Raw genomic sequence first — 18441 nt, forward strand, 5'->3', positions numbered from 1 at the left:
TTGTTATATATACACAGAGAAAAAGAAAGAGATAGCTATGAAAAACAGGATAGATTTAGACAGATCACAATTATTTACAACAGCATGGGCAGTACGTCCCGAGTGTTCCAGCTTTTCGGAAGCACTCAGCAAAGCCTGGGCTTCGCACAAGTTACGTGTAGCCATGAACGAAGGTATCGTGGCCTTTCTGTATAAGAAGAAAGACGGATCATTCCGTCCGGCGGCCGGTACGTTGCAGCTGGATCTGCTGTCGGCCCAGTATACACCGAAGGGCGAACGCGAAACGCAGCCTACTGTGCTGACGTATTTCGACGCTCAGCGTATGGACTGGCGCTCGTGTAAGGTGGCCAATCTGCTGCTGGCTGCCTAGTAGAGAGTTTAGCAGAGTTATTTTCAGGTATACATACAAAAAAGCCTCCCTTCCAGCAGAGGGGAGGCTTTTTCTATTACTAAATCCCAAAATCCGGCAAGCAACCGGAAATAAAAGCGTTTGGTTAGCGTACGGCCAGCGATTGCAGCAAGGTCTTCTGATTGAGCTTAGCTAGTTGCTGGGCTGAGGCTACGTAGGTGTGCAGGGCCTTGTCGAGTTTGCGACGGGTAGTACGTTTGCGGATATCCAGGCTCTTGTCTTTCAGTGTTTCTTCGTATACGAGCTGGTCCTGGTTGTGGTAAATACGGAAGGTCGACGTCACCGCGTCGGTCTTGCTTACTTCCACCACCCAGTGGTAGTGGCCGGTAGCAGGTTGAGACTGGGCCTGGCTCTTGGTGGTGCCGAATCCTGCGATCAGGCTCAGGCAAATCAGTGTTTTGAATAAATTTTTCATGGCTAAGATGTTTTGTTTGAATTGATGGTTCAAAGCTACATAGCGTCTCAATTCGCCGCTTCAGAAATAGACGGTACTACTCCGTAGGTAGCTATTCGGCCCCAGATAAGCTACGAAAGCCATTTGTCGTCTAAAAAAAACCTTTTGTCGATAAAGTAACTATAAGAGTATAGGAAGCGTCAGATAGTTGTATTTTTGATATAAAAAAAGGTGCATCATGCTCGAGACGCTCATCTTTTCAGAAAAACGGAAGTACGTCCTGACCCGGCACACCCTGTTCTGGCTATGCTGGCTCTTATTCTTCACGTACATCTACGCCCAGAAGTTCGTTACTATCAATCCTGAGCTGGCCTACATCAGTTCTTTTTGGGAGGCTCTTATCTATATGCCCATCCATATTGGTATGGGGTACGCCCTTATCTACTGGATTATTCCGGTGTACCTGCTACGCTCCCGCTACCTGATGTCCGTTTTACTGATGGCGGTTAGCATCGTACTGGCTGCATTGGTTTCTCACTTTTTTACCGTCTGGTTTGTAGAACCCCTTCGAGACAGCATGGGGCTCCCCAATCCCAGATCAAATATGTTTTATGGGCTTATGGCGGGATTGCGAGGTACCAACACCACCACCGGATTTACGGGTACCATTAAGCTGCTGAAATTCTGGTACCAGAAGAAAGTCGAAAACGAAACTCTGAAGCGCGAGAAACTGGCGGCGGAGCTGAATATCCTGAAAGGGCAGCTGCACCCCCACTTCCTGTTCAATACCCTCAATAACCTGTACGGACACATCGTGAGTGGGTCGGAGCACAGCGGCGATATCGTCCTGAGGCTTTCGGGACTACTACGCTACATGCTGTACGAGTGCAGCGCCGAAAAGGTATCGCTGCAAAAGGAAGTACATATGCTGGAGACCTACGTAGAACTGGAGAAACTCCGCTACGGCGACCGGCTGGATATATCCATGCGGATGCAGGGCGTGAAGGACACCCACCAGATTGCCCCCCTGATCCTGCTGCCCTTCGTCGAGAATGCCTTCAAGCACGGTACCAGTCAGATGCTGGACCAGGCGTGGATCTCTATTTCGCTGGATGTCTCGGAGCACTTCCTTACCTTTAAGGTAATCAACCCGGTAAGTACTGAGAGTACTACCAAGATAGAGTCGGGGATAGGCTTGGCCAATGTGCGCAAGCGCCTGGAAATGCTGTATCCACACCGGCACCAGCTCAAGGTAAGCGACCAGGAGGAGACCTTTGTGGCTTATCTGAAGCTCACCCTGGACGAAGTACCCGTAGTACCTACCCACCAACCCAAATCTGATAGCAGTTATGAGCTTGCCTGAACCCATCCGATGCCTGATCGTGGATGATGAACCCCCCGCCCTGGAGGTACTGAAGACCTACCTGCGGGCCGTGCCTTCGCTCCGGTTGGTGGGAGAGTGCTCCAATGCGCTGGATGCCTACCACCAGTTGCAGCAACAGAGTGTGGACCTCCTGTTTCTGGATATACAGATGCCCCAGCTCCGGGGTACTGATCTGATGCGTTCGCTCAAAAATCCGCCGAAGGTGATATTTACTACGGCCTTCAGTGAGTACGCCATCGAAGGCTTTGAGCTTAGCGCGGTAGACTACCTGCTGAAGCCTTTCTCGTTTGACCGGTTCCTGAAAGCCGTGGATAAGCTCCACGTATCCGGCGAGGTACCAGCAGCCCTGCACCAGCAGGCGGCCAAAGTACCTGATACCAGTAGTCGTTCCGAGTTCCTGTACTTCCGGGTAGATCGTAAGATGGTGAAGGTGTACCTGGATGATATCTGCTACGTCGAAAGCCTCAAAGACTACGTACGCATCGTCACCACCGACGGCCAACTTGTGACCAAACAGCCCATCTCGGCCGTAGAAGAAATGCTGCCGGAGCGCCAGTTCCGGCGTATCCACCGCAGCTTCCTGGTGTCGCTGGATAAGGTAACCAGCTTTACCTCCACCCACGTAGAGCTGGGTAAAAAAGAACTACCCATAGGTAAGCTCTACAAGCACGAGGTCGAAAAGGCACTGATGAGGTAGGGAGTAGCCTTTAGTTTTTAGGTGTTAGGTATTAGCTTGAAGCAAAAGGATAAGGATGGGTAGTTACTTTAATTCTCCTTTACCTACTTAGTATTCTAGATGTTTGGTCAGAGTAGGAGCCGGTACTTAACAGTTAACCTGTTACGTGCAATTCTTAACTGTCAAGCAACCTCCTATGATAGTTGACCTGACCTAGGTGATAAGTTAAGTGCGTGGCCAGGTGCACCAGCAAATATTCAGTAGAGGTCTTCTGATCAAATACCAGGATAGGATATTCATTCGCTAAAGCACCCTCATCCAGGCTATCCAGTGAGTTGTTAACTACCTCAATGGTGTTATCAATCTGGCTGAGCAATTCTTTCCGGGAAACATCTTTTAAGGAAAACTCCAGCTCTCTGTTTCTTACATAGCCTGTTTTTCCGATTTCCTTTCCTATATACGTATTGAGGTTGCCTACCAGGTGCAGGCAAAGGTTTCCGGCTGAGTTAGCAATAGCTCCTTCCACCTTCCATAGGTTTTCTTCCTCCTTATACAATTCTACTTCGGCTCGTAATCTATTTAAGTCTCTCGTGAACAGCGTTTTTAACGTTTCTATTAACATCTGTCTTATTTCTTAATTATGTATTCAGGCGCAGTTATAGCTTCTTGTAAGATGGTCAAAGTGTACCTGTATGACATACGTGCTACATCAAAATCCTCAAAGACTACATATGAACTAAGGAAATGCGAGGAATGATACTTGTAGTTCGCCTAGCTTTTTGTAGCCTGCTGCATTCATATGGATAGGGTCGGTGTAATACAAATGCTTGTTATAGATGTTATAACCCCCTAAGGCAAACTGATCAAGAACCGGTATTCCATGAAGCTCACAAATCCTTTTCTGCATGTCAACGTACCGGCTCATCCCTTGTGCATATAAGGGATCGTACCCGCCTCGGTCATTAAAGGCTTTGCTCGATGTAAAAAAGTAGATAACAGCACGAGGGTTGATCTCGTAGATCTTTTTTATACAGTAGTTAATTCCCCCAGCCTGGGTAGTTAATTTTGCCTTGTCATACCCGTCAAACTCTGTATAATCGGTATAATTTCCAACCTCCCTATGATTGGTATAGTCATTCGTTGAAGCCCAAAGAATATAAATGTCAAATACACCAGCACCATCCACTTGCTGCTGAAGGGACTTGCCCTGTAAGGAAGAAAAACCCGCGCCACCCACTCCGTAATTAGTAATGGTCATTCCCAGGTGCTCTTTCCACATACTCTTGGCGCTATCACTTGCCGGAATCACAGAAACAGAGCCACCAAAGACAGCTACCGACTTTCCATAATTCAAGGATTCTTTAAGCTTCGATGGCTCAATCTTATTTTGTGAATAAACACTGCCCGAAAGTAGGAGAAGAAAAAGGAGCAAATAGCTTATTCTTGCTTTTGTAACCAGATCTATATTTTGTTGCTTCTGCATATATTTACCTATGAGGAGTTGGGAAAAAATAGCTACCCATCGACAAAATCTACAAGCACGAGTTCGGAAAGGCGCTGATGTGATAGGTGCTTAGAAGTTAAATTTTACAAACAAGCGGTGACTTTCAAGGGTGTTATTTGATTCGCATAACGTCAATCGGCTTGGCGTTCGGTGGGGAATTGTTGTTCGTCCAGCCCTGAACTGAAGCCGATAAGATTTATTGATGATGAAAATATGAACTAAAGTTGAATGTTGGACTTCATGCTGGAACAGTAGCTGACAGGTGCAATTAGCTGATATTTTGTTCGTCGTGCCCCACTGACGCCAAACCGCTGTTGGTAGCAGTGCTTTTTGTCCAACTGAACGTTGCCTCCCTTGTCAGGTAAGCCTTTTCAATTGCAAGGTCGTTGCTAAACGTGTCAATGATGGTTTGTAAAAGTTCCTGCTTGTTGAATGTTCCCTTTGTCCGCCTAACGTCAACGTAATTCTCTCTTGCTAATTTATCTGTCAGTTCTCGAACAGTTTGGAAGTCTAAAGTCTTGCCTAACTTTTCTGCAATCTTTATTGCTGATAAAAAGAACACAATGCCACTCAACGCAATTTTCCAGTCATAGAAAAAAGCAGCAAGCGACAATAAAAAGCCAATTACAAATGTCAATGCAAGCCAGCCTGGATAGGTCAAGATTTTAATGTCTGTGCCAACAGCCCTTTTGAATTCCTTTGCCTTTTGTCGGCGGTCACGGCTTGGAAACAGGTCTGAAAGTTTGGTGTCAAGCTGGATATTGTTACGGCTAATTTGTAGTGTCGAAGCAATAGCTTTACGAACTCGATAGAAAGCTTGCTGTTTAGTGCAGTCGTCACGATGTTCGTAGCTAATGTGGCTTTCAAAAACGTCGAACAGGTCGCCAAATGTCTTGATGTGGAAGAATGCGTTCTTGTCGAACTTTAAGCCAAATGACTTTTCAAGTTTTACAACGACGTCAAAGATGTCTTCGTCTTCGTAGTCGTCCAGTTTTGCTGTAGTATCGAGTTCTGTCATAGCATTGCTACCAACTTGTAAATAGACGAAGGTTTTATGCGTCAAGCCAAATTTTATACTTTATTGAAAGAATTCCAAATTGCTTGATTACCTAAATTCAAATATCTGTATACCAGTAATTTATGCGAGGATATGTACTAAAGCGGGCTTTGGGAACACAAAGAAATGTATTGCGCATTTTGTATTGATGCTTCATCTAAACAATTCAAGATACGCACATCAAATAGCCCCACTTCCGATTCAACCTTTGTATTTGCGGTTGGTGTTCCTTTTAGGTGCGTACATCTCTTTGAGAGCTGGTTGCAAGACCTTACCGCCTCACTACCTGTTACAGCTACCCCCTAACTACCTACCCGACAATGACGGCGGGGCATCTTCCGGCTTTGCGCCCCACTGCTGGTTGGGCTGTCTGCCCATGCGTAGTATCAGAGTACCTCCCTGCTGGATTTCCTGATGCGTGAGGTAGGTGCGGGTGAAAGTTTTGCCATTGAGCGTAGCCGACTGGATGTACGGAGCCTGCTCAGATACCCCCTGCGCCCGGATCGTAAACTTCTTTCCATTGTCTAGATTGAAGGTGACTTCTTCCACAAGCGGACTGCCCAGTACGTAGTTGGGACTACCCGGACATACGGGATACAGGCCCGCCATACTGAAAGCCAGCCAGGCCGACATCTGTCCGCCATCTTCGTTGCCGCTCAAGCCACCGGGCGTAGTAGAGTACTCTTCCCGGGCAATCCTGCTTACCCAGCGCTGCGTTTTCCAGGGCTGCCCGGCGTAGGCGTACAGGTAAGCGATCTGGTGGTTGGGCTCGTTGCCGTGCCAGTAGTGTCCCTGCTCAAACAGCGTATCCAGTTTGGCATTGAATCGTTCTTTTCCACCCATGATCCGGCTGAGGCCGGCGACATCGTGCGGTACAAACCAGGTATACTGGGCCGGTGAGCCTTCGGTGATGAAGGAGGCGCGCTTGGCAAACGGATCAAAAGGGGTAATCCAGCGGCCATCGGCGTGGCGGCCCCGGGCGTAGCCGGTGGTAGGGTCAATGACGTGCTGGTAGTTGAGGGCCCGCTGCTTGAGTTTGGCGGCATCGTCTTTATGACCCAATCCTTCGGCCAGTACCGACAGGCAGTAGTCGTCGTAGGCGTACTCCAGGGTGCGTGATACCTGCTCCTGCTTGTGAAAAGCCTCCTTCACCGGGTCTTCCAGCGGTACATACCCATATTGCAGGTAAGACTTTAAGGCGCGGCGGCCTTGTCCGGCTTCGTAGCTGGCTGGGTCAGCATTGGGTTCAAAGGCATTTTTGCGCAGGTACGTATAGGCTTTTTCTACGTCAAAATTGCGGATGCCTTTTACATACGCATCGGCCATCACTGACATCACGTGGTCACCGATCATGGCGGCCGTGTACTGGTTCCAGCAGGGGAATATCGGCATCCAGCCACCTTGTTCGGCCTTCATGGTGAGCGACTGCATCATGTGAGCCGTTTGGCGGGGATCGAGCAGAGTATGCAGGGGAAGCGAGGCCCGGAAGGTGTCCCACAGGCTGAAGTCGCAGTAGTAGTCAAATCCATTGGCCGTCATGATGGATTTGCCACCGGCAAACGAAGGGTACTTCCCATCTGCATCCGAGAACAGGCGGGGCGACAGCTTGGTCCGGTACAGGGTACTGTAGAAAAGCGTCTTGTCCTCTTCAGAACCCTTTACCGCCATTTTACCCAGTGACTGGTTCCAGATGGTCTCGTTGGTCTTGCGAATGGCTTCCAGGCTCTGAGTACCTATTTCAGCTTCCAGATTACGACGGGCTCCTTCTATACTGGTGAATGAGGTACCTATGCGCGCCGTAACGACCAGTTTCTTTGATCCGAATCCGACGTACGCGCCTACACCATCTCTTTGACCCTGTCCCTGAGCGGTAGCCGTATTGGCCCGTACGGCATCCTTAGCCCAGGTACCATACTGCGTAATAGGCCGGTCAAACCGGATCACGAAGTACCCGCTGAACCCAGCCGGCTGTCCCGATCCCTGGTAGATGCGGTGGACGGGGTTATAGCCTACTATTTCACCTTTCTCCGGAAATACCTGTATAAAGCCTTCTCCCTCGTCACTATTCGGCTCCACTAGTACATAAGCTTCTCCGTCCCTCTCAAAGGTGAAGCGCATGAGGCCCGAGCGGGCGCTACCGGTAAGCTCCGCCGTGATGGCATAGTCGTCAAGGCGGGCCTTATAGTAAGCCGGGCTGGTAACTTCGGTTTCGTGCCGATAGGCCGAGGCCCGCTCATCGGGTTTTACTTTCAGGCTACCCGATAGGGGCATAATAGTCACGCTGCCGTAATCCTGCACGCAGGAGCCGTTGAGCCAGTGCGTACCACGGAAGCCCTGCATCTTTTGGTCATTATAGTAGTAGGGCGCTATGCACTTGGTTTCGGTGGCGCGAGTCTGCGGGGTCCATTGCGTCATACCGTAAGGAGTACCTACTGAGGGCAACGTCTGGCCTTTAAGCTCACTGCTGGCTTCGCTGTGCTGCCGGGCACTCTCGGTATTGGCCGGGGCGGTACCGATCAGCGTATTAACGTACGAAACGGGAGCTTTCTGGGCTAACGAAACAAAGCTTTGGGTGACTATGAGCAGACAAGTAAAGGCTAAAGGGAACTTCATCAGGCGTTATTCATTGATTAGGTACTAAGGCAAAGACTGTTTACGGCCCCTTTTACCCTTATGACAGGAGTAGCATCTCCATTAGGGTTAAAGGGCGCAAATTATGGATTTTATATCCTTTTTGTCTTACTTGGGTTTTTGAACCAGGAGCTGAAATTAACTACTGACCTATGAATGTACACATCATCAACACAGGCTTTTTCAAACTGGACGGCGGAGCCATGTTCGGGGTAGTACCTAAGGTACTCTGGAACAAACAGGTACCGGCCGACGAAAACAACCTGTGTAGCTGGGCCATGCGCTGCCTGCTGGTCGAAGATGGCGATCAACTTATATTGATAGATACGGGGCTGGGTGATAAGCAGGACGAGAAGTTCTTCGGCCACTACTACCTGCACGGCGATGATACGCTGCTGGGCTCTATCCGTAAAGCCGGATTCGCGCCCGAAGATGTGACGGATGTACTGCTGACCCACCTGCACTTTGACCACGTAGGCGGAGCGGTAAAGTACGACTCCACCCGCACCAGGCTAGTGCTTACCTTCCCCAACGCTACCTACTGGTCCAACGAAGAGCACTGGGAGTGGGCCACGGAGCCTAATCCACGCGAGAAAGCTTCTTTCCTGAAAGAAAACATCCTGCCCATCCTGGACTCAGGACAGCTGGGCTTTGTGGATAAGGCGATGTCGCCTTTTAAGAATATTGACTTCATACACGTAGATGGCCATACCGAACAGATGATGCTGCCCGTGATCCGCTACCAGGGGAAGACCATCATCTACATGGCCGATCTGGTACCTTCTTCGGCACATGTGCCACTGCCGTGGGTGATGGGCTACGACGTAAGGCCGCTGCTGACGATGCAGGAGAAGGAAGAGGTACTGCAACGGGCGGTGGATGAGCAGTGTATCCTGCTGTTTGAGCATGATGCCACCTACGAGGCTGCCCTGGTGGAGCAGACCGAGAGAGGCATACGGATCAGTGAACGCGGCGCCCTGCGTGACTTGCTGGGGCACTAAACTTTCATCCGCTCTGCCTCGTTACTTATGTACAACAACTAAGGTACGCATAGGCTAGCATGAAGATTGGATTAGTACTTTCGGGCGGAGGCGCCAGAGGCATTTCGCATCTGGGGGTAGTAAAAGCCCTCGCAGAGCGGGGCATCACGCCTCATATTATCAGCGGCACCAGCTCAGGTGCCGTGTTTGGGGCGTTGCTGGCCTACGGCTATTCACCCGATGAGATTCTGGATATCGTTACCAATAAAGTAAGTATTGTACGGCAGCTGCGGCCAGCCATTGGGAGTGGGGGGCTGCTCAGGATCAACCGGCTCGAAGATACCATCCGTACCTATATACCCGAAGACTCTTTCGAATCGCTGAAAATCCCGCTGGTGGTCAATGCCACGGATGTATGTGCCGGGGAACTGGTGTACTACCGCGAAGGCGAACTGATACGTCCGGTACTGGCTTCCTGCTGCTTGCCCGGCCTATTTGCTCCTTATGAGTACCAGGGGCGCCAACTCGTGGATGGCGGGGTACTTAACAACCTGCCGGTGGAGGTGATTGAAGAGGAGGCCGACTACATTATAGGCGTTCACTGTAACCCTTTCCCTGTCAAGGAAACCGTGTGCAGTACCCGTGAGGTACTCTTCCGCAGTCTGCTGCTGGCGGTGCACAATCGTAATAAGGAGCGCTTTACGAGATGCCACCTGCTGATCGAGCCCCCTCGGCTATGCGACTACCAGGTATTTGATATGGGTAAGGCCCGGGCTATGTTCGACCTCGGCTACGACTACACCCACCAGTTCCTGGAGGAGTCGCCCATGCTGGCCCTGAACCATGCATCCAGTGATACTTCCAAATAATTCAAAGCACCTTCTGCCGTTTGTACAACGGCTACAAACAAAAGGCGCCGACTGGTATCGGCGCCTTTTGTCATAATCTATGTAAGTAAAGGAGAACTAGACCTCTTTCCGGCGGGCGTTTACATAGAAAGCACCGCCAATCAGGGCCAGCAGCAGGATAGAACTGATAAGCTCCACGGTAAAGCCCGCGCTTACCGAAACCGGCTCAAACCGGAACGTAATGGTATGCTTACCAGCCGGTACCCGCAGGGCGCGTAGTACGTAGTTGGCGCGGAGCATTTCGGCGGGCTGACCGTCGATCGTTACCTTCCATTCATCCCGTACGTTGTAGTAGATCTCCGAGAACACAGCCAGCTGATCGCTGCTGGCGTTGCTTTCGTATACCAGTTCGTTGGGCTTATAGCTGGTGAGCCGGATGCTGTTGGCGGAGTCGGACCGGATGGTCAGGCCCTGCAGCTGGCTGGCGAAACGGTTGTCCAGGACGGCCGTACGGCGGGGTTGTATGGTATCCAGTGCTTTCATTTCGGCATCTGCGTTAGGTACCAGTACATACCGGTCTACAAACCAGGCGTGGCCCAGCGCATCAGGGTTTGGCTGGGCTACGGGAGTACCCTCCTGACCCGGCGTAATGATGTACTTGGTGTTGAGCATGTTCAGGATACCCGGATTGGCGTTCTGTTTGGCAATCTGGTTCTCGATCAGCTCCTGGTAGCGACGGAGCTTGGCTCCGTGGTAGCCCCCAATGGATTTGTGATAGTAAGAGGCCTCCGCATTATTAAATGTATTACGCATGACATCCAGTACCCGGAAGTTCGGGTCGGGGTCTTGCAGGATCTGCTGGTCGGCCGGGTTAGGCGAAAAGATAGACTGAGCGGCCTGCTTGCTGACAAAGTCATCGTTGTTGAGGTACCTTTTGCTAACCCCAAACATATCAATGATCACCAGGATCAGCAGCGAGGGGTACACCAGAGCGGCTTTGATCTTCTCCTTAGACCACAGCCAGATGATACCGGCAGCTAGCAGAATAAAGATAGCCGACCGGAAAGCGTCACCACGCAGCATGCTGGTACGGTCCTGAACGATGGCCCGCATGATTTCTTCGGCAAAGGCCCGGTTCTGAGTACTTTGTGTGAGGCTGTCAATAAACTGGGGGTCATTGTTGCCCCGGAAGCCCAAGAACAGCGTAGGCACCAGGGCCAGCAGCAGACAGAATCCGGCGGTAATACCGACACTGATAGTCAGTGGGCGCGTTAGTTCGGTGGCAGTGAGCTTCTTCTGAGCAATATCCCGTAGCGTAAGACCGGCCATCATCACCAGCAGGAGCTGCACCAGATTCAGGATCATGGTAACGGCCCTGAACTTATTGAACATCGGGAAGTAGTCGAAGAAGAAGTAGTTCAGTGCGGCGAAGTTCTTACCCCAGGCCCAGATGACGTACAGGAAGGCTACCCCCAGTATCCACCATTTAAGATGGCTTCTGACAATGAACATACCCAGTATAAACAGGAAGAATATAATAGCACCGGCATAGGCAGGGCCACCGGTCATGTACTGGCCACCCCAGTAAAGTGGGAGAGCCTGTACGAAGTTACCCGCATTGGCCGCGTCGACACCCCGGTTGACGAGGGTCTTGTACGTTTCCGAACTGACATCCAGCGAGCCCTGTGAGGGACCACCGTACAGGTTAGGAATGAGCAGCGTAAATGTCTCAAAAATACCGTAGCTGTACTGGAAGGCATACTCCTTATCCAGACCATCCTGCCCGGGCTCCGGCTTGGTCGCGGAGGGAGTACTTAGCTCCGACTTACCCCGGATGGTTTCCTTGGTATAATCGTAGGCATTCCAGAGGCGGGTGGTGTGGGTACCAATGGCCACTAAACCGGCCAGGGCCAGTCCACCCAGTGTCAGCACGAGCTGGCGGCTTTGTCCGCGTTTGATCAGTGCTACGCTTTCCATAATGACCAGCACCACTATACCCACACCCAGGTAGTAGGTGATCTGTAAGTGGTTGGCGTAGAGCTCCAGTGAGAAGAACAGCGCCGTGAGCGCCGCGCCGCTTAGCCAGTGCTTACGGAAGGCCAGCAGTACACCCGCCACTACACCCGGGGCATAGCCTAGAGCCAGGATCTTGGATACGTGCCCGGCTTCCAGGCTGGTGGTATAGTAGGAGGCAAAGGCATAGGCTACGGCTCCCATGGCCGATATCCAGCCGTTGGCCCCCAGTACCAGCAGCAGTATGTACGCGCTGATCATCGTGAGCAGGAAGTAGTTGGCAGGGGCCGGGAGTACGCTATTGACGGCCCGCCCCAGCTTGGTAGATAAGCTACCGGGGTAGTCACCCGCGATCATGTATGCGGGCATCCCGCCAAACATGCTATTGGTCCAGGCCGACCATTCACCGGTTTTTTCGTGGTGTTGAGCAACCTCCTGAGCCGCGCCCCGCGCCTGAATATCGTCGTACTGGTTCAGGCGTTTTCCATTAAGCACCGGAGAGGCATACATGAGTGAAAGTAATGCAAAGCCCAGGACAGCTACCAGATGTGGCCATAGACGTTGCCACGAGATAATATTTTTCATGCAGATACAGAGTCGAATACGTCTTTTTTCTCAATTTTGTGAGCGACGGTTGTTCGGGAAGATCAGGTTAAATTTCGATTAACTGTCACAAATATAGAAGTATTGCCGTATGTTTGGGATATTAAGTAGTAAGCTTCTTTTGAGGTATTTCAACTAAAAAACGATAGTCTTTCACTTTTTTTAAGAAAATACCCAATAAATTTGCGGCCGTTGTGTCAAAACAGAGAATATTCTGACGCAGGTCTTAATTTTAGCGTAGTAGTAACCTGACCATTCTACATGAAAAGAATTGCTGTATTTACCTCCGGTGGAGATGCTCCTGGTATGAACGCTTGTATCAGAGCGGTAGTACGGGGTGCGGTGTATCATGGAGTCGAAGTGTATGGAATAAGAAGAGGATATAGCGGCATGATTGCCGGAGATATATTTCAAATGTCTTCCCACTCAGTGAGTAATATCGTACAACGAGGCGGGACTATCCTTAAGTCGGCCCGAAGCAAGGAGTTTATGACTCCCGAAGGACGCCGCAAAGCGTATGATAAGCTGCAGGAGCACGGTATCGAAGGACTGGTAGCCATCGGTGGAAACGGTACATTTACCGGAGCCATGACTTTTAATAACGAGTATGGCATCCCCACGGTAGGAGCACCGGGTACCATTGATAACGACCTGTACGGAACAGACTATACCATTGGCTTCGACACCGCCGTGAATACGGCTCTTGATGCCATTGACCGTATCCGCGACACCGCCAGCTCGCACGACCGGGTATTCTTTATTGAGGTAATGGGGCGTGACTCCGGGTATATCGCCATCCAGTCAGGTATTGGTGGAGGCGCTGAGCTCGTGATGGTACCTGAGGTATTAACACCTATTACGGAAGTAGTGGAAACACTTCGTCAGGGATGGAGCCGCTCCAAGGCTTCTTCGATTGTAGTAGTGGCAGAAGGTGAAGAAGAAGGAGGCGCTGCTGAAATAGCTGATAAGATCAAGAGTCAGATAGCAGAAGATATTGATATGCGCGTGACCACGCTAGGGCATACGCAGCGTGGTGGATCTCCCTCGGCCTACGACCGTATCCTGGCGAGCCGCCTGGGGCTTGGTGCGCTGGAAGGACTCCTGGCCGGACAGAAAAACGTAATGGCGGGTATCATCAACAATGAGCTGGTGTATACTCCGTTTGAAGACACCATTCGCCTGCCTAAGCCGATCAACGAAGACCTGCTGCGTATGGTGAAGATCCTGAGCATATAAGCAGATTTGATATTTAAAGGCTAAGAAAGCCACCCCAGCGGGGTGGCTTTCTCTGTTAGCAATAGCCCACTAGCTTATACACCATGTACCCGATCCACTCGTGCCAGAGCAGGTGCGAGTAGCCCACTACCTCCGGGTCGGGTACCAGCAGCTGCTTTACCGAGGGTGCAAAGTCGCCCCCGTAAATATCGGCCGGAAACGTATCAGTCGCTATACCGGCTTTTTCAAAACACCCCTGCGCCCGGCGCAGGTGAAACGCCGAGGTAATGAGCAGGTACTTACCGGCCGGAAACCGGCTTTTGAGTACAGTCGCCGAGTTGACAGCGTTCTCGCGGGTGTTGCGCGAAGTACCTTCCAGTATGATATCGCCCGGTGCCACCCCCCACTGTGCCAGCAGGGCTGCCGCCTGCTGCCCATCGCCCAGGTTTTTCGCCATTTTATCAGGATGGTCTCTTCCGCTGATCAGGATTTTCCGGATCTTGCCGGCCTTGTACAGCAGGTACGCCTGCATAAAGCGATCGGCGTGATTGCCAAGTCCGGGATGGTCTACCTTCAGGCTCGGTACCGATATCATTCCCCCCGTTAGTACCACCCCCACATCGTACGTCTGCTGTAATGAATTAATGTTTTTCGGCTCGTGTTCCCACCAATTGTAGGCCCGGCTCACCAGGTAGCCATTTGAGATCAGGTACAGGGTCACCAGGGCGATCAATACTGCCCTTTGGGAGTAGGTTTGTTTCCTGATAATGAGCGAAAACAGGAGCAGTAAGAGTACAATGCTGAAGGGCATCAGCAGGAAGTCGAGGGTTTTGGACAGAAAATAGAACATTATGGGTACGATACTGTGGGTTGTGTCGTTTTGAGGTTAAATTTGCGTATAGAAATTAACACGTGTAAAAGTATGAAAAAAGGGTTTATTGGCAGGTGGTTTATGACGGCGCTCCTGCTGGGTGTCTGCTGGTCAGCCTCGGCACAAGGGTACCGGATCGAAGCCACGCTCAAAGGCCTGAAAGATGCCTCCTGTATTCTGGGACATTATAGCTACAGTAACAAGCAGTTTTTTTCAAAAGATACCGCTCAGGTCGATGCTAATGGACACATGGTATTTGAAGGCAATACGCCACTACCGGGAGGTCTGTACCTGGTACTGCTGCCGGGCCAGCGCCGCTGGGTAGAGCTGATCTATTCCGGAAAAGAAACCAATTTCTCCTTCGTAGCGGATACGGCCGAGATCGTGAAGAGCATGGTCGTCAAAGGCTCTAAGGAAAATGAGATTTTCTATGCCTACCAGAACGAGCTGCGCCGCATTATGGAAGGAGGAGGGGCGGATGCGCAGAAGCAGTTTACGGATTATCAGAAACAGTTTCTGAAGGAGCAGGCGGGTACATTTACCGCCAAGCTGTTGAAGGCTTCCATGGAACCCGAGATACCGGCAGCCCCTAAGCTTCCCAATGGCAAGTCGGACTCTACGTGGGTATTTAACTACTATAAAGCCCACTACTGGGACCAGTTTGACTTCACGGATGACCGCCTGCTGCGGACACCCTTTATACAGCCCAGGCTGGAGCGGTACTTCAAGGAACTGGTCGTACAGGTACCTGATTCTATCATCAAGGATGTCGATGCCCTGATCAAAAAAGCGGCGTCTAACAAAGATGTCAAGTCGTACCTGATCTACTACATCACCAGCGAGTATGAAAATGCCAAGGTAGTAGGTACCGAGGGCGTGTTTGTACACATGGCCGAGAAGTACTACCTCACCGGTGAGATGGAGGTCTCGGCCGACGCCCGCCGACGTATCGGTGAGCGGGTAGCCAGTATGAAGCCCCTGCTGGTAGATAAGATCATCCCTAACCTGACGCTGTCAAATCCGGAGAAGAAGCCGGTGAGTATTCACGGGATCAAGGCCGACTATACGGTACTGTTCTTCTACTCGCCCACCTGCGGCCACTGTAAGGAGGCGGCTCCGAAGCTGAAAGAGTTTTATGAAAAGAATAAGGCTACCGGCGTGAAGGTACTGGCTATCGCCACCGACCAGAGCCCCGAGGAGTGGAAGCAGTACATTAGTACCTACAAGCTGGGCGACCTGCTGCACGGCTACGACTATACCTTCCGTACCGACTACCGTACTCAGTACGATGTATTCTCGACGCCTACGATCTACGTACTGGATAAGAACAAAAAGATTATTGCCCGCCGGATGCCGGTTGAGCAACTGGAAGATTTCTACAACTTCTACCGGAAAAGCCACGAGGCGAGCCCCGCGCCTAAGAAGCCAGCCGCTACCGGAGTATCGAAGAGCAGCAAGTAATATATTCATAAAGTACCAACAGAAGAGGGCGCCCAGGGGCGCCCTCTTCTGTTATGGGGATAGGGAAATACGAAAGGTGTCGCTCCTACGGAGCTTTAAAGGCTATTTTATCCCTCTTGTTCTACTTAGCTATCGCTCCTACTTAGCTATCGCTCCTACGGAGCTGGATAAAGGTATAAGTACTATTTGCCTCGTTTAGCTGCGCAAATACTTGACTCAATCACTCCATCACAATTCACTCAATAATCAATACCTCGCGTAGTAGTTGCGTAGCTTGCTGGTGAGGCGGTCGTAGATGGGCTTGCTGAACTCCACGAACAGCTGCTGGGGTGGGGGAGGCAGTAGCTCACGGCTGTTGCTCATGCGTTTTTGATCGGGAGTAAGGGCACGCTCATCGCCGTTGTAGTTGGCCCACTCACAAAACCAGTTAAATTCACCCGGAAACTTTTCCTGGTATACCATACGACGGCTCCCAAACTCCTGGATCTGCATGTCCAGTATACCGCTTGAGTGCACCGTTTTGCGGTTACGGTTGAGCTTAGCCGTTACTTTGTTATAGACAGGTACCTTTTTGCCTTCTACGGTAGCTTCGCCCACCTTGACGCTATCCTTGCTGGTGACGGTTTCGGATTTGGTTTCCACGAGCGTTTGCCCTACCACAAAGTCATCAAACTGCAGCCGGACCACGTGGTCGGGACGTAGCCTGATGTCGGAGGCCTCTTCGGGAGTGTAGAAGCGTACAAACTTGTTGAGGCGACGGTTGGTCTGCAGAAACTCGTTGACGCGCTCCTGGAAGTACTCGTTGCTGAGCTGGTAAGCGCGTGAACTAACCAGTACCTGCTCCACCACTACCTTAAACGAGGCCTGCTCGTAGGCTTCGTCGAGCCGGCGCGTCACATCCTGGTAGTTGGGGACAATACCATCCACCCGCTCAAAGTGGGTGTAAGCCCGGCGGGCATTTTCCCGCCCTCCCTGGCTCAGCAGTCGGTCCGCCTCGGCGTAGCGGTCGGCGGCGGCCTTATGGCGGGCTTCTTTTTCCTCGTCGTAGTAACTGCGGGCTGTTACGAGCTGGGCGCAGCTACGGCAGCTGCGAAGGGCATCGTACAGGCGGTTGAGGCTGGTATAGGCTTCGGCTACCGGTTCCCAGCGAAATGGCTCCACGGATTTTTCGTAGCGCTCTATATCATCCAGGTGCAGCTGCAGGGCCAGCGGGTAGGCTTCTTTCAGTATGTCAGCGGAGGTTGTGTGGCGCGGATTGTCCTTGAGCTTTTCAACGGCCCGGTACACCGACTCATCGTAGTCGCCGCGGCGAAGTGATTTTTTGGCTGACCGGCAGCCGTCCAGCGTCAGCAATAGAGCTATTGCCAACAGAGAGTAATAGAGGAAGTTTTTCATGACTAGGGCTTGTTGAGTACTTAAGTCAACTGCAACCCAAATTTCATGAAAATTATTTCATTTTAGAACGCTTTACTAGATAGGCGGTCAAAATAGGGTCAAAACCGTGCGCAATATCGGCTTCAATGAAATCGATCTTGTACTGACCACACTTAAGCTTCAGGTCCCGGTAGAAGGTTTTGACGTACTGCTGGTAGTGGTCACGTACCTGGTGGGGTTGCACCTTTACGCGGTCTCCCGTCTCCAGATCTATAAACTCGTAGGGGCGGTCTTCAAAGGCAAACTCCTCCTCAGTACGGCGATCTGTGACGTGGAAGAGCAGTACCTCGTGGAGGTTGTGGCGCAGGTGCTGCAGCGCCGAAAACAGCTGTTCACTATGCTCAATATCATCAAACATATCGCTGAATATAACTACCAGCGAGCGCTTCTGAATTTTCTGTGCGATTAGGTGAATCACCTCCGCCACCGAGGTCTTTTTCTGCGGGCGGGGCTTTTGCAGGAGGCTGTCCAGCTCGATCATGATCTTATGCACGTGCGAGGGGGTAGACTTTACCTGGGTCTGTACCTCGATCTGATCCGAGAAGGTACAGAGACTCACGGCGTCTTTCTGCCGCTGGAGCAGGTGCGAAAGGCTGGCCGCCGCCATGATACTAAAGGTCATCTTGCCGTAGCCGGGCTCGGGATAGTACATGGATGATGAGGTGTCCAGCAGGATGTGGCAGCGCAGGTTGGTTTCCTCCTCGTAGCGCTTTACAAACAGGCGGTCCGTTTTACCGTACACCTTCCAGTCGATATGCCGGGTAGTTTCGCCGGTATTGTACAGGCGATGCTCGGCAAACTCCACCGAAAATCCGTGAAAAGGCGACTTGTGAAGGCCCGTAATAAAGCCTTCGACCAATTGCTTGGCCAGGAATTCAAGGTTGCCAAATTCGCGGATTCGGGCCAGATCCAATGGACGACTACTCATACTTGAGTGGGGGTTCAGGTAAAAACGTATTCC

16 protein-coding genes are annotated in these 18441 nt (G+C 51.2%); 7 read left to right on the forward strand and 9 right to left on the reverse strand.

The genetic code is table 11. From position 1 onward, the window contains the following. The first annotated feature begins 37 nt into the window (after positions 1–37). Positions 38–370, forward strand: a complete 333-nt coding sequence (locus tag JTN23_RS08295; protein ID WP_247233782.1) for an SH3 beta-barrel fold-containing protein — start codon at positions 38–40, stop codon at positions 368–370. Between the two features lie 124 nt (positions 371–494). Here JTN23_RS08295 and JTN23_RS08300 read toward each other — a convergent pair whose 3' ends face one another. Next, a complete protein-coding gene (locus JTN23_RS08300; RefSeq protein WP_247233784.1) occupies positions 495–824 on the reverse strand; it encodes a hypothetical protein in 330 nt (109 codons plus the stop codon). 217 nt (positions 825–1041) lie between these two features. Between JTN23_RS08300 and JTN23_RS08305 the strand changes: the two genes are divergently transcribed. Continuing rightward, positions 1042–2166, forward strand: coding sequence for a sensor histidine kinase (locus JTN23_RS08305; RefSeq protein WP_247233786.1), 1125 nt, complete (start codon positions 1042–1044; stop codon positions 2164–2166). Further along, entirely contained in the window at positions 2153–2884 is a 732-nt protein-coding gene (locus tag JTN23_RS08310; protein ID WP_247233788.1) for a LytR/AlgR family response regulator transcription factor, read from the forward strand. The genes JTN23_RS08305 and JTN23_RS08310 overlap by 14 nt, the downstream gene beginning before the upstream one ends. Positions 2885–3038: 154 nt before the next feature. Here JTN23_RS08310 and JTN23_RS08315 read toward each other — a convergent pair whose 3' ends face one another. The 4 genes from JTN23_RS08315 to JTN23_RS08330 all read right to left on the reverse strand — a co-directional run bounded on the left by JTN23_RS08315 (position 3039) and on the right by JTN23_RS08330 (position 8037). Beyond that, positions 3039–3485, reverse strand: a complete 447-nt coding sequence (locus tag JTN23_RS08315; protein ID WP_247233790.1) for a DinB family protein — start codon at positions 3483–3485, stop codon at positions 3039–3041. A 114-nt stretch (positions 3486–3599) separates the two neighbouring features. Continuing rightward, positions 3600–4346 carry an SGNH/GDSL hydrolase family protein gene (locus tag JTN23_RS08320; RefSeq protein WP_247233792.1) on the reverse strand — a complete coding sequence of 249 codons (747 nt, stop codon included), beginning with the start codon at positions 4344–4346 and terminating at the stop codon, positions 3600–3602. Between the two features lie 289 nt (positions 4347–4635). Further along, positions 4636–5385, reverse strand: a complete 750-nt coding sequence (locus JTN23_RS08325) for a hypothetical protein (protein WP_247233794.1) — start codon at positions 5383–5385, stop codon at positions 4636–4638. 345 nt (positions 5386–5730) lie between these two features. Continuing rightward, a complete protein-coding gene (locus JTN23_RS08330) occupies positions 5731–8037 on the reverse strand; it encodes a GH92 family glycosyl hydrolase (protein ID WP_247233796.1) in 2307 nt (768 codons plus the stop codon). A 170-nt stretch (positions 8038–8207) separates the two neighbouring features. Here JTN23_RS08330 and JTN23_RS08335 point away from each other — a divergent pair, with 170 nt between their 5' ends. Then, positions 8208–9056 (forward strand): MBL fold metallo-hydrolase, encoded by an 849-nt coding sequence (locus JTN23_RS08335; RefSeq protein WP_247233798.1) that lies wholly within the window; start codon positions 8208–8210, stop codon positions 9054–9056. Between the two features lie 59 nt (positions 9057–9115). Continuing rightward, positions 9116–9904: a patatin-like phospholipase family protein gene (locus tag JTN23_RS08340; RefSeq protein WP_247233800.1), complete on the forward strand. Its 789-nt coding sequence runs from the start codon at positions 9116–9118 to the stop codon at positions 9902–9904. 96 nt (positions 9905–10000) lie between these two features. On the opposite strand, the gene JTN23_RS08345 is transcribed toward JTN23_RS08340, so the two are convergent. Next, positions 10001–12481: a YfhO family protein gene (locus tag JTN23_RS08345; protein ID WP_247233802.1), complete on the reverse strand. Its 2481-nt coding sequence runs from the start codon at positions 12479–12481 to the stop codon at positions 10001–10003. Positions 12482–12760: 279 nt separating this feature from the next. On the opposite strand from JTN23_RS08345, the gene pfkA reads away from it, so the two are divergent. Further along, on the forward strand, positions 12761–13735 hold the full coding sequence (gene pfkA / locus JTN23_RS08350) for a 6-phosphofructokinase (RefSeq protein ID WP_247233804.1): 975 nt from the start codon (positions 12761–12763) through the stop codon (positions 13733–13735). A gap of 55 nt (positions 13736–13790) precedes the next feature. Here the strand turns inward: pfkA and JTN23_RS08355 are convergent, their stop codons facing one another. Then, positions 13791–14564 carry a YdcF family protein gene (locus tag JTN23_RS08355; protein WP_247233806.1) on the reverse strand — a complete coding sequence of 258 codons (774 nt, stop codon included), beginning with the start codon at positions 14562–14564 and terminating at the stop codon, positions 13791–13793. Positions 14565–14636: 72 nt separating this feature from the next. Here JTN23_RS08355 and JTN23_RS08360 point away from each other — a divergent pair, with 72 nt between their 5' ends. Then, positions 14637–16046, forward strand: coding sequence for a thioredoxin-like domain-containing protein (locus JTN23_RS08360; protein ID WP_247233808.1), 1410 nt, complete (start codon positions 14637–14639; stop codon positions 16044–16046). A gap of 246 nt (positions 16047–16292) precedes the next feature. Here JTN23_RS08360 and JTN23_RS08365 read toward each other — a convergent pair whose 3' ends face one another. Then, entirely contained in the window at positions 16293–17441 is a 1149-nt protein-coding gene (locus tag JTN23_RS08365) for a hypothetical protein (protein ID WP_247233810.1), read from the reverse strand. Positions 17442–17493: 52 nt separating this feature from the next. Continuing rightward, positions 17494–18408 (reverse strand): DUF58 domain-containing protein, encoded by a 915-nt coding sequence (locus JTN23_RS08370; protein ID WP_247233812.1) that lies wholly within the window; start codon positions 18406–18408, stop codon positions 17494–17496. Positions 18409–18441: the final 33 nt, after the last annotated feature.

The organism is Telluribacter roseus, from assembly GCF_017355915.2.
Classification (GTDB): Bacteria; Bacteroidota; Bacteroidia; order Cytophagales; family Spirosomataceae; genus Telluribacter.

Excerpts from the sequence above, each read along its gene's own strand:
- JTN23_RS08305 (WP_247233786.1), top strand. The coding sequence starts at position 1,042 with ATGCTCGAGACGCTCATCTTTTCAGAAAAACGGAAGTACGTCCTGACC.
- JTN23_RS08355 (WP_247233806.1), bottom strand. The coding sequence starts at position 14,564 with ATGTTCTATTTTCTGTCCAAAACCCTCGACTTCCTGCTGATGCCCTTC.
- JTN23_RS08340 (WP_247233800.1), top strand. The coding sequence starts at position 9,116 with ATGAAGATTGGATTAGTACTTTCGGGCGGAGGCGCCAGAGGCATTTCG.
- JTN23_RS08315 (WP_247233790.1), bottom strand. The coding sequence starts at position 3,485 with ATGTTAATAGAAACGTTAAAAACGCTGTTCACGAGAGACTTAAATAGA.
- JTN23_RS08300 (WP_247233784.1), bottom strand. The coding sequence starts at position 824 with ATGAAAAATTTATTCAAAACACTGATTTGCCTGAGCCTGATCGCAGGA.
- JTN23_RS08345 (WP_247233802.1), bottom strand. The coding sequence starts at position 12,481 with ATGAAAAATATTATCTCGTGGCAACGTCTATGGCCACATCTGGTAGCT.
- JTN23_RS08325 (WP_247233794.1), bottom strand. The coding sequence starts at position 5,385 with ATGACAGAACTCGATACTACAGCAAAACTGGACGACTACGAAGACGAA.
- JTN23_RS08310 (WP_247233788.1), top strand. The coding sequence starts at position 2,153 with ATGAGCTTGCCTGAACCCATCCGATGCCTGATCGTGGATGATGAACCC.
- JTN23_RS08365 (WP_247233810.1), bottom strand. The coding sequence starts at position 17,441 with ATGAAAAACTTCCTCTATTACTCTCTGTTGGCAATAGCTCTATTGCTG.
- JTN23_RS08295 (WP_247233782.1), top strand. The coding sequence starts at position 38 with ATGAAAAACAGGATAGATTTAGACAGATCACAATTATTTACAACAGCA.
- pfkA (WP_247233804.1), top strand. The coding sequence starts at position 12,761 with ATGAAAAGAATTGCTGTATTTACCTCCGGTGGAGATGCTCCTGGTATG.
- JTN23_RS08360 (WP_247233808.1), top strand. The coding sequence starts at position 14,637 with ATGAAAAAAGGGTTTATTGGCAGGTGGTTTATGACGGCGCTCCTGCTG.
- JTN23_RS08370 (WP_247233812.1), bottom strand. The coding sequence starts at position 18,408 with ATGAGTAGTCGTCCATTGGATCTGGCCCGAATCCGCGAATTTGGCAAC.
- JTN23_RS08330 (WP_247233796.1), bottom strand. The coding sequence starts at position 8,037 with ATGAAGTTCCCTTTAGCCTTTACTTGTCTGCTCATAGTCACCCAAAGC.
- JTN23_RS08320 (WP_247233792.1), bottom strand. The coding sequence starts at position 4,346 with ATGCAGAAGCAACAAAATATAGATCTGGTTACAAAAGCAAGAATAAGC.
- JTN23_RS08335 (WP_247233798.1), top strand. The coding sequence starts at position 8,208 with ATGAATGTACACATCATCAACACAGGCTTTTTCAAACTGGACGGCGGA.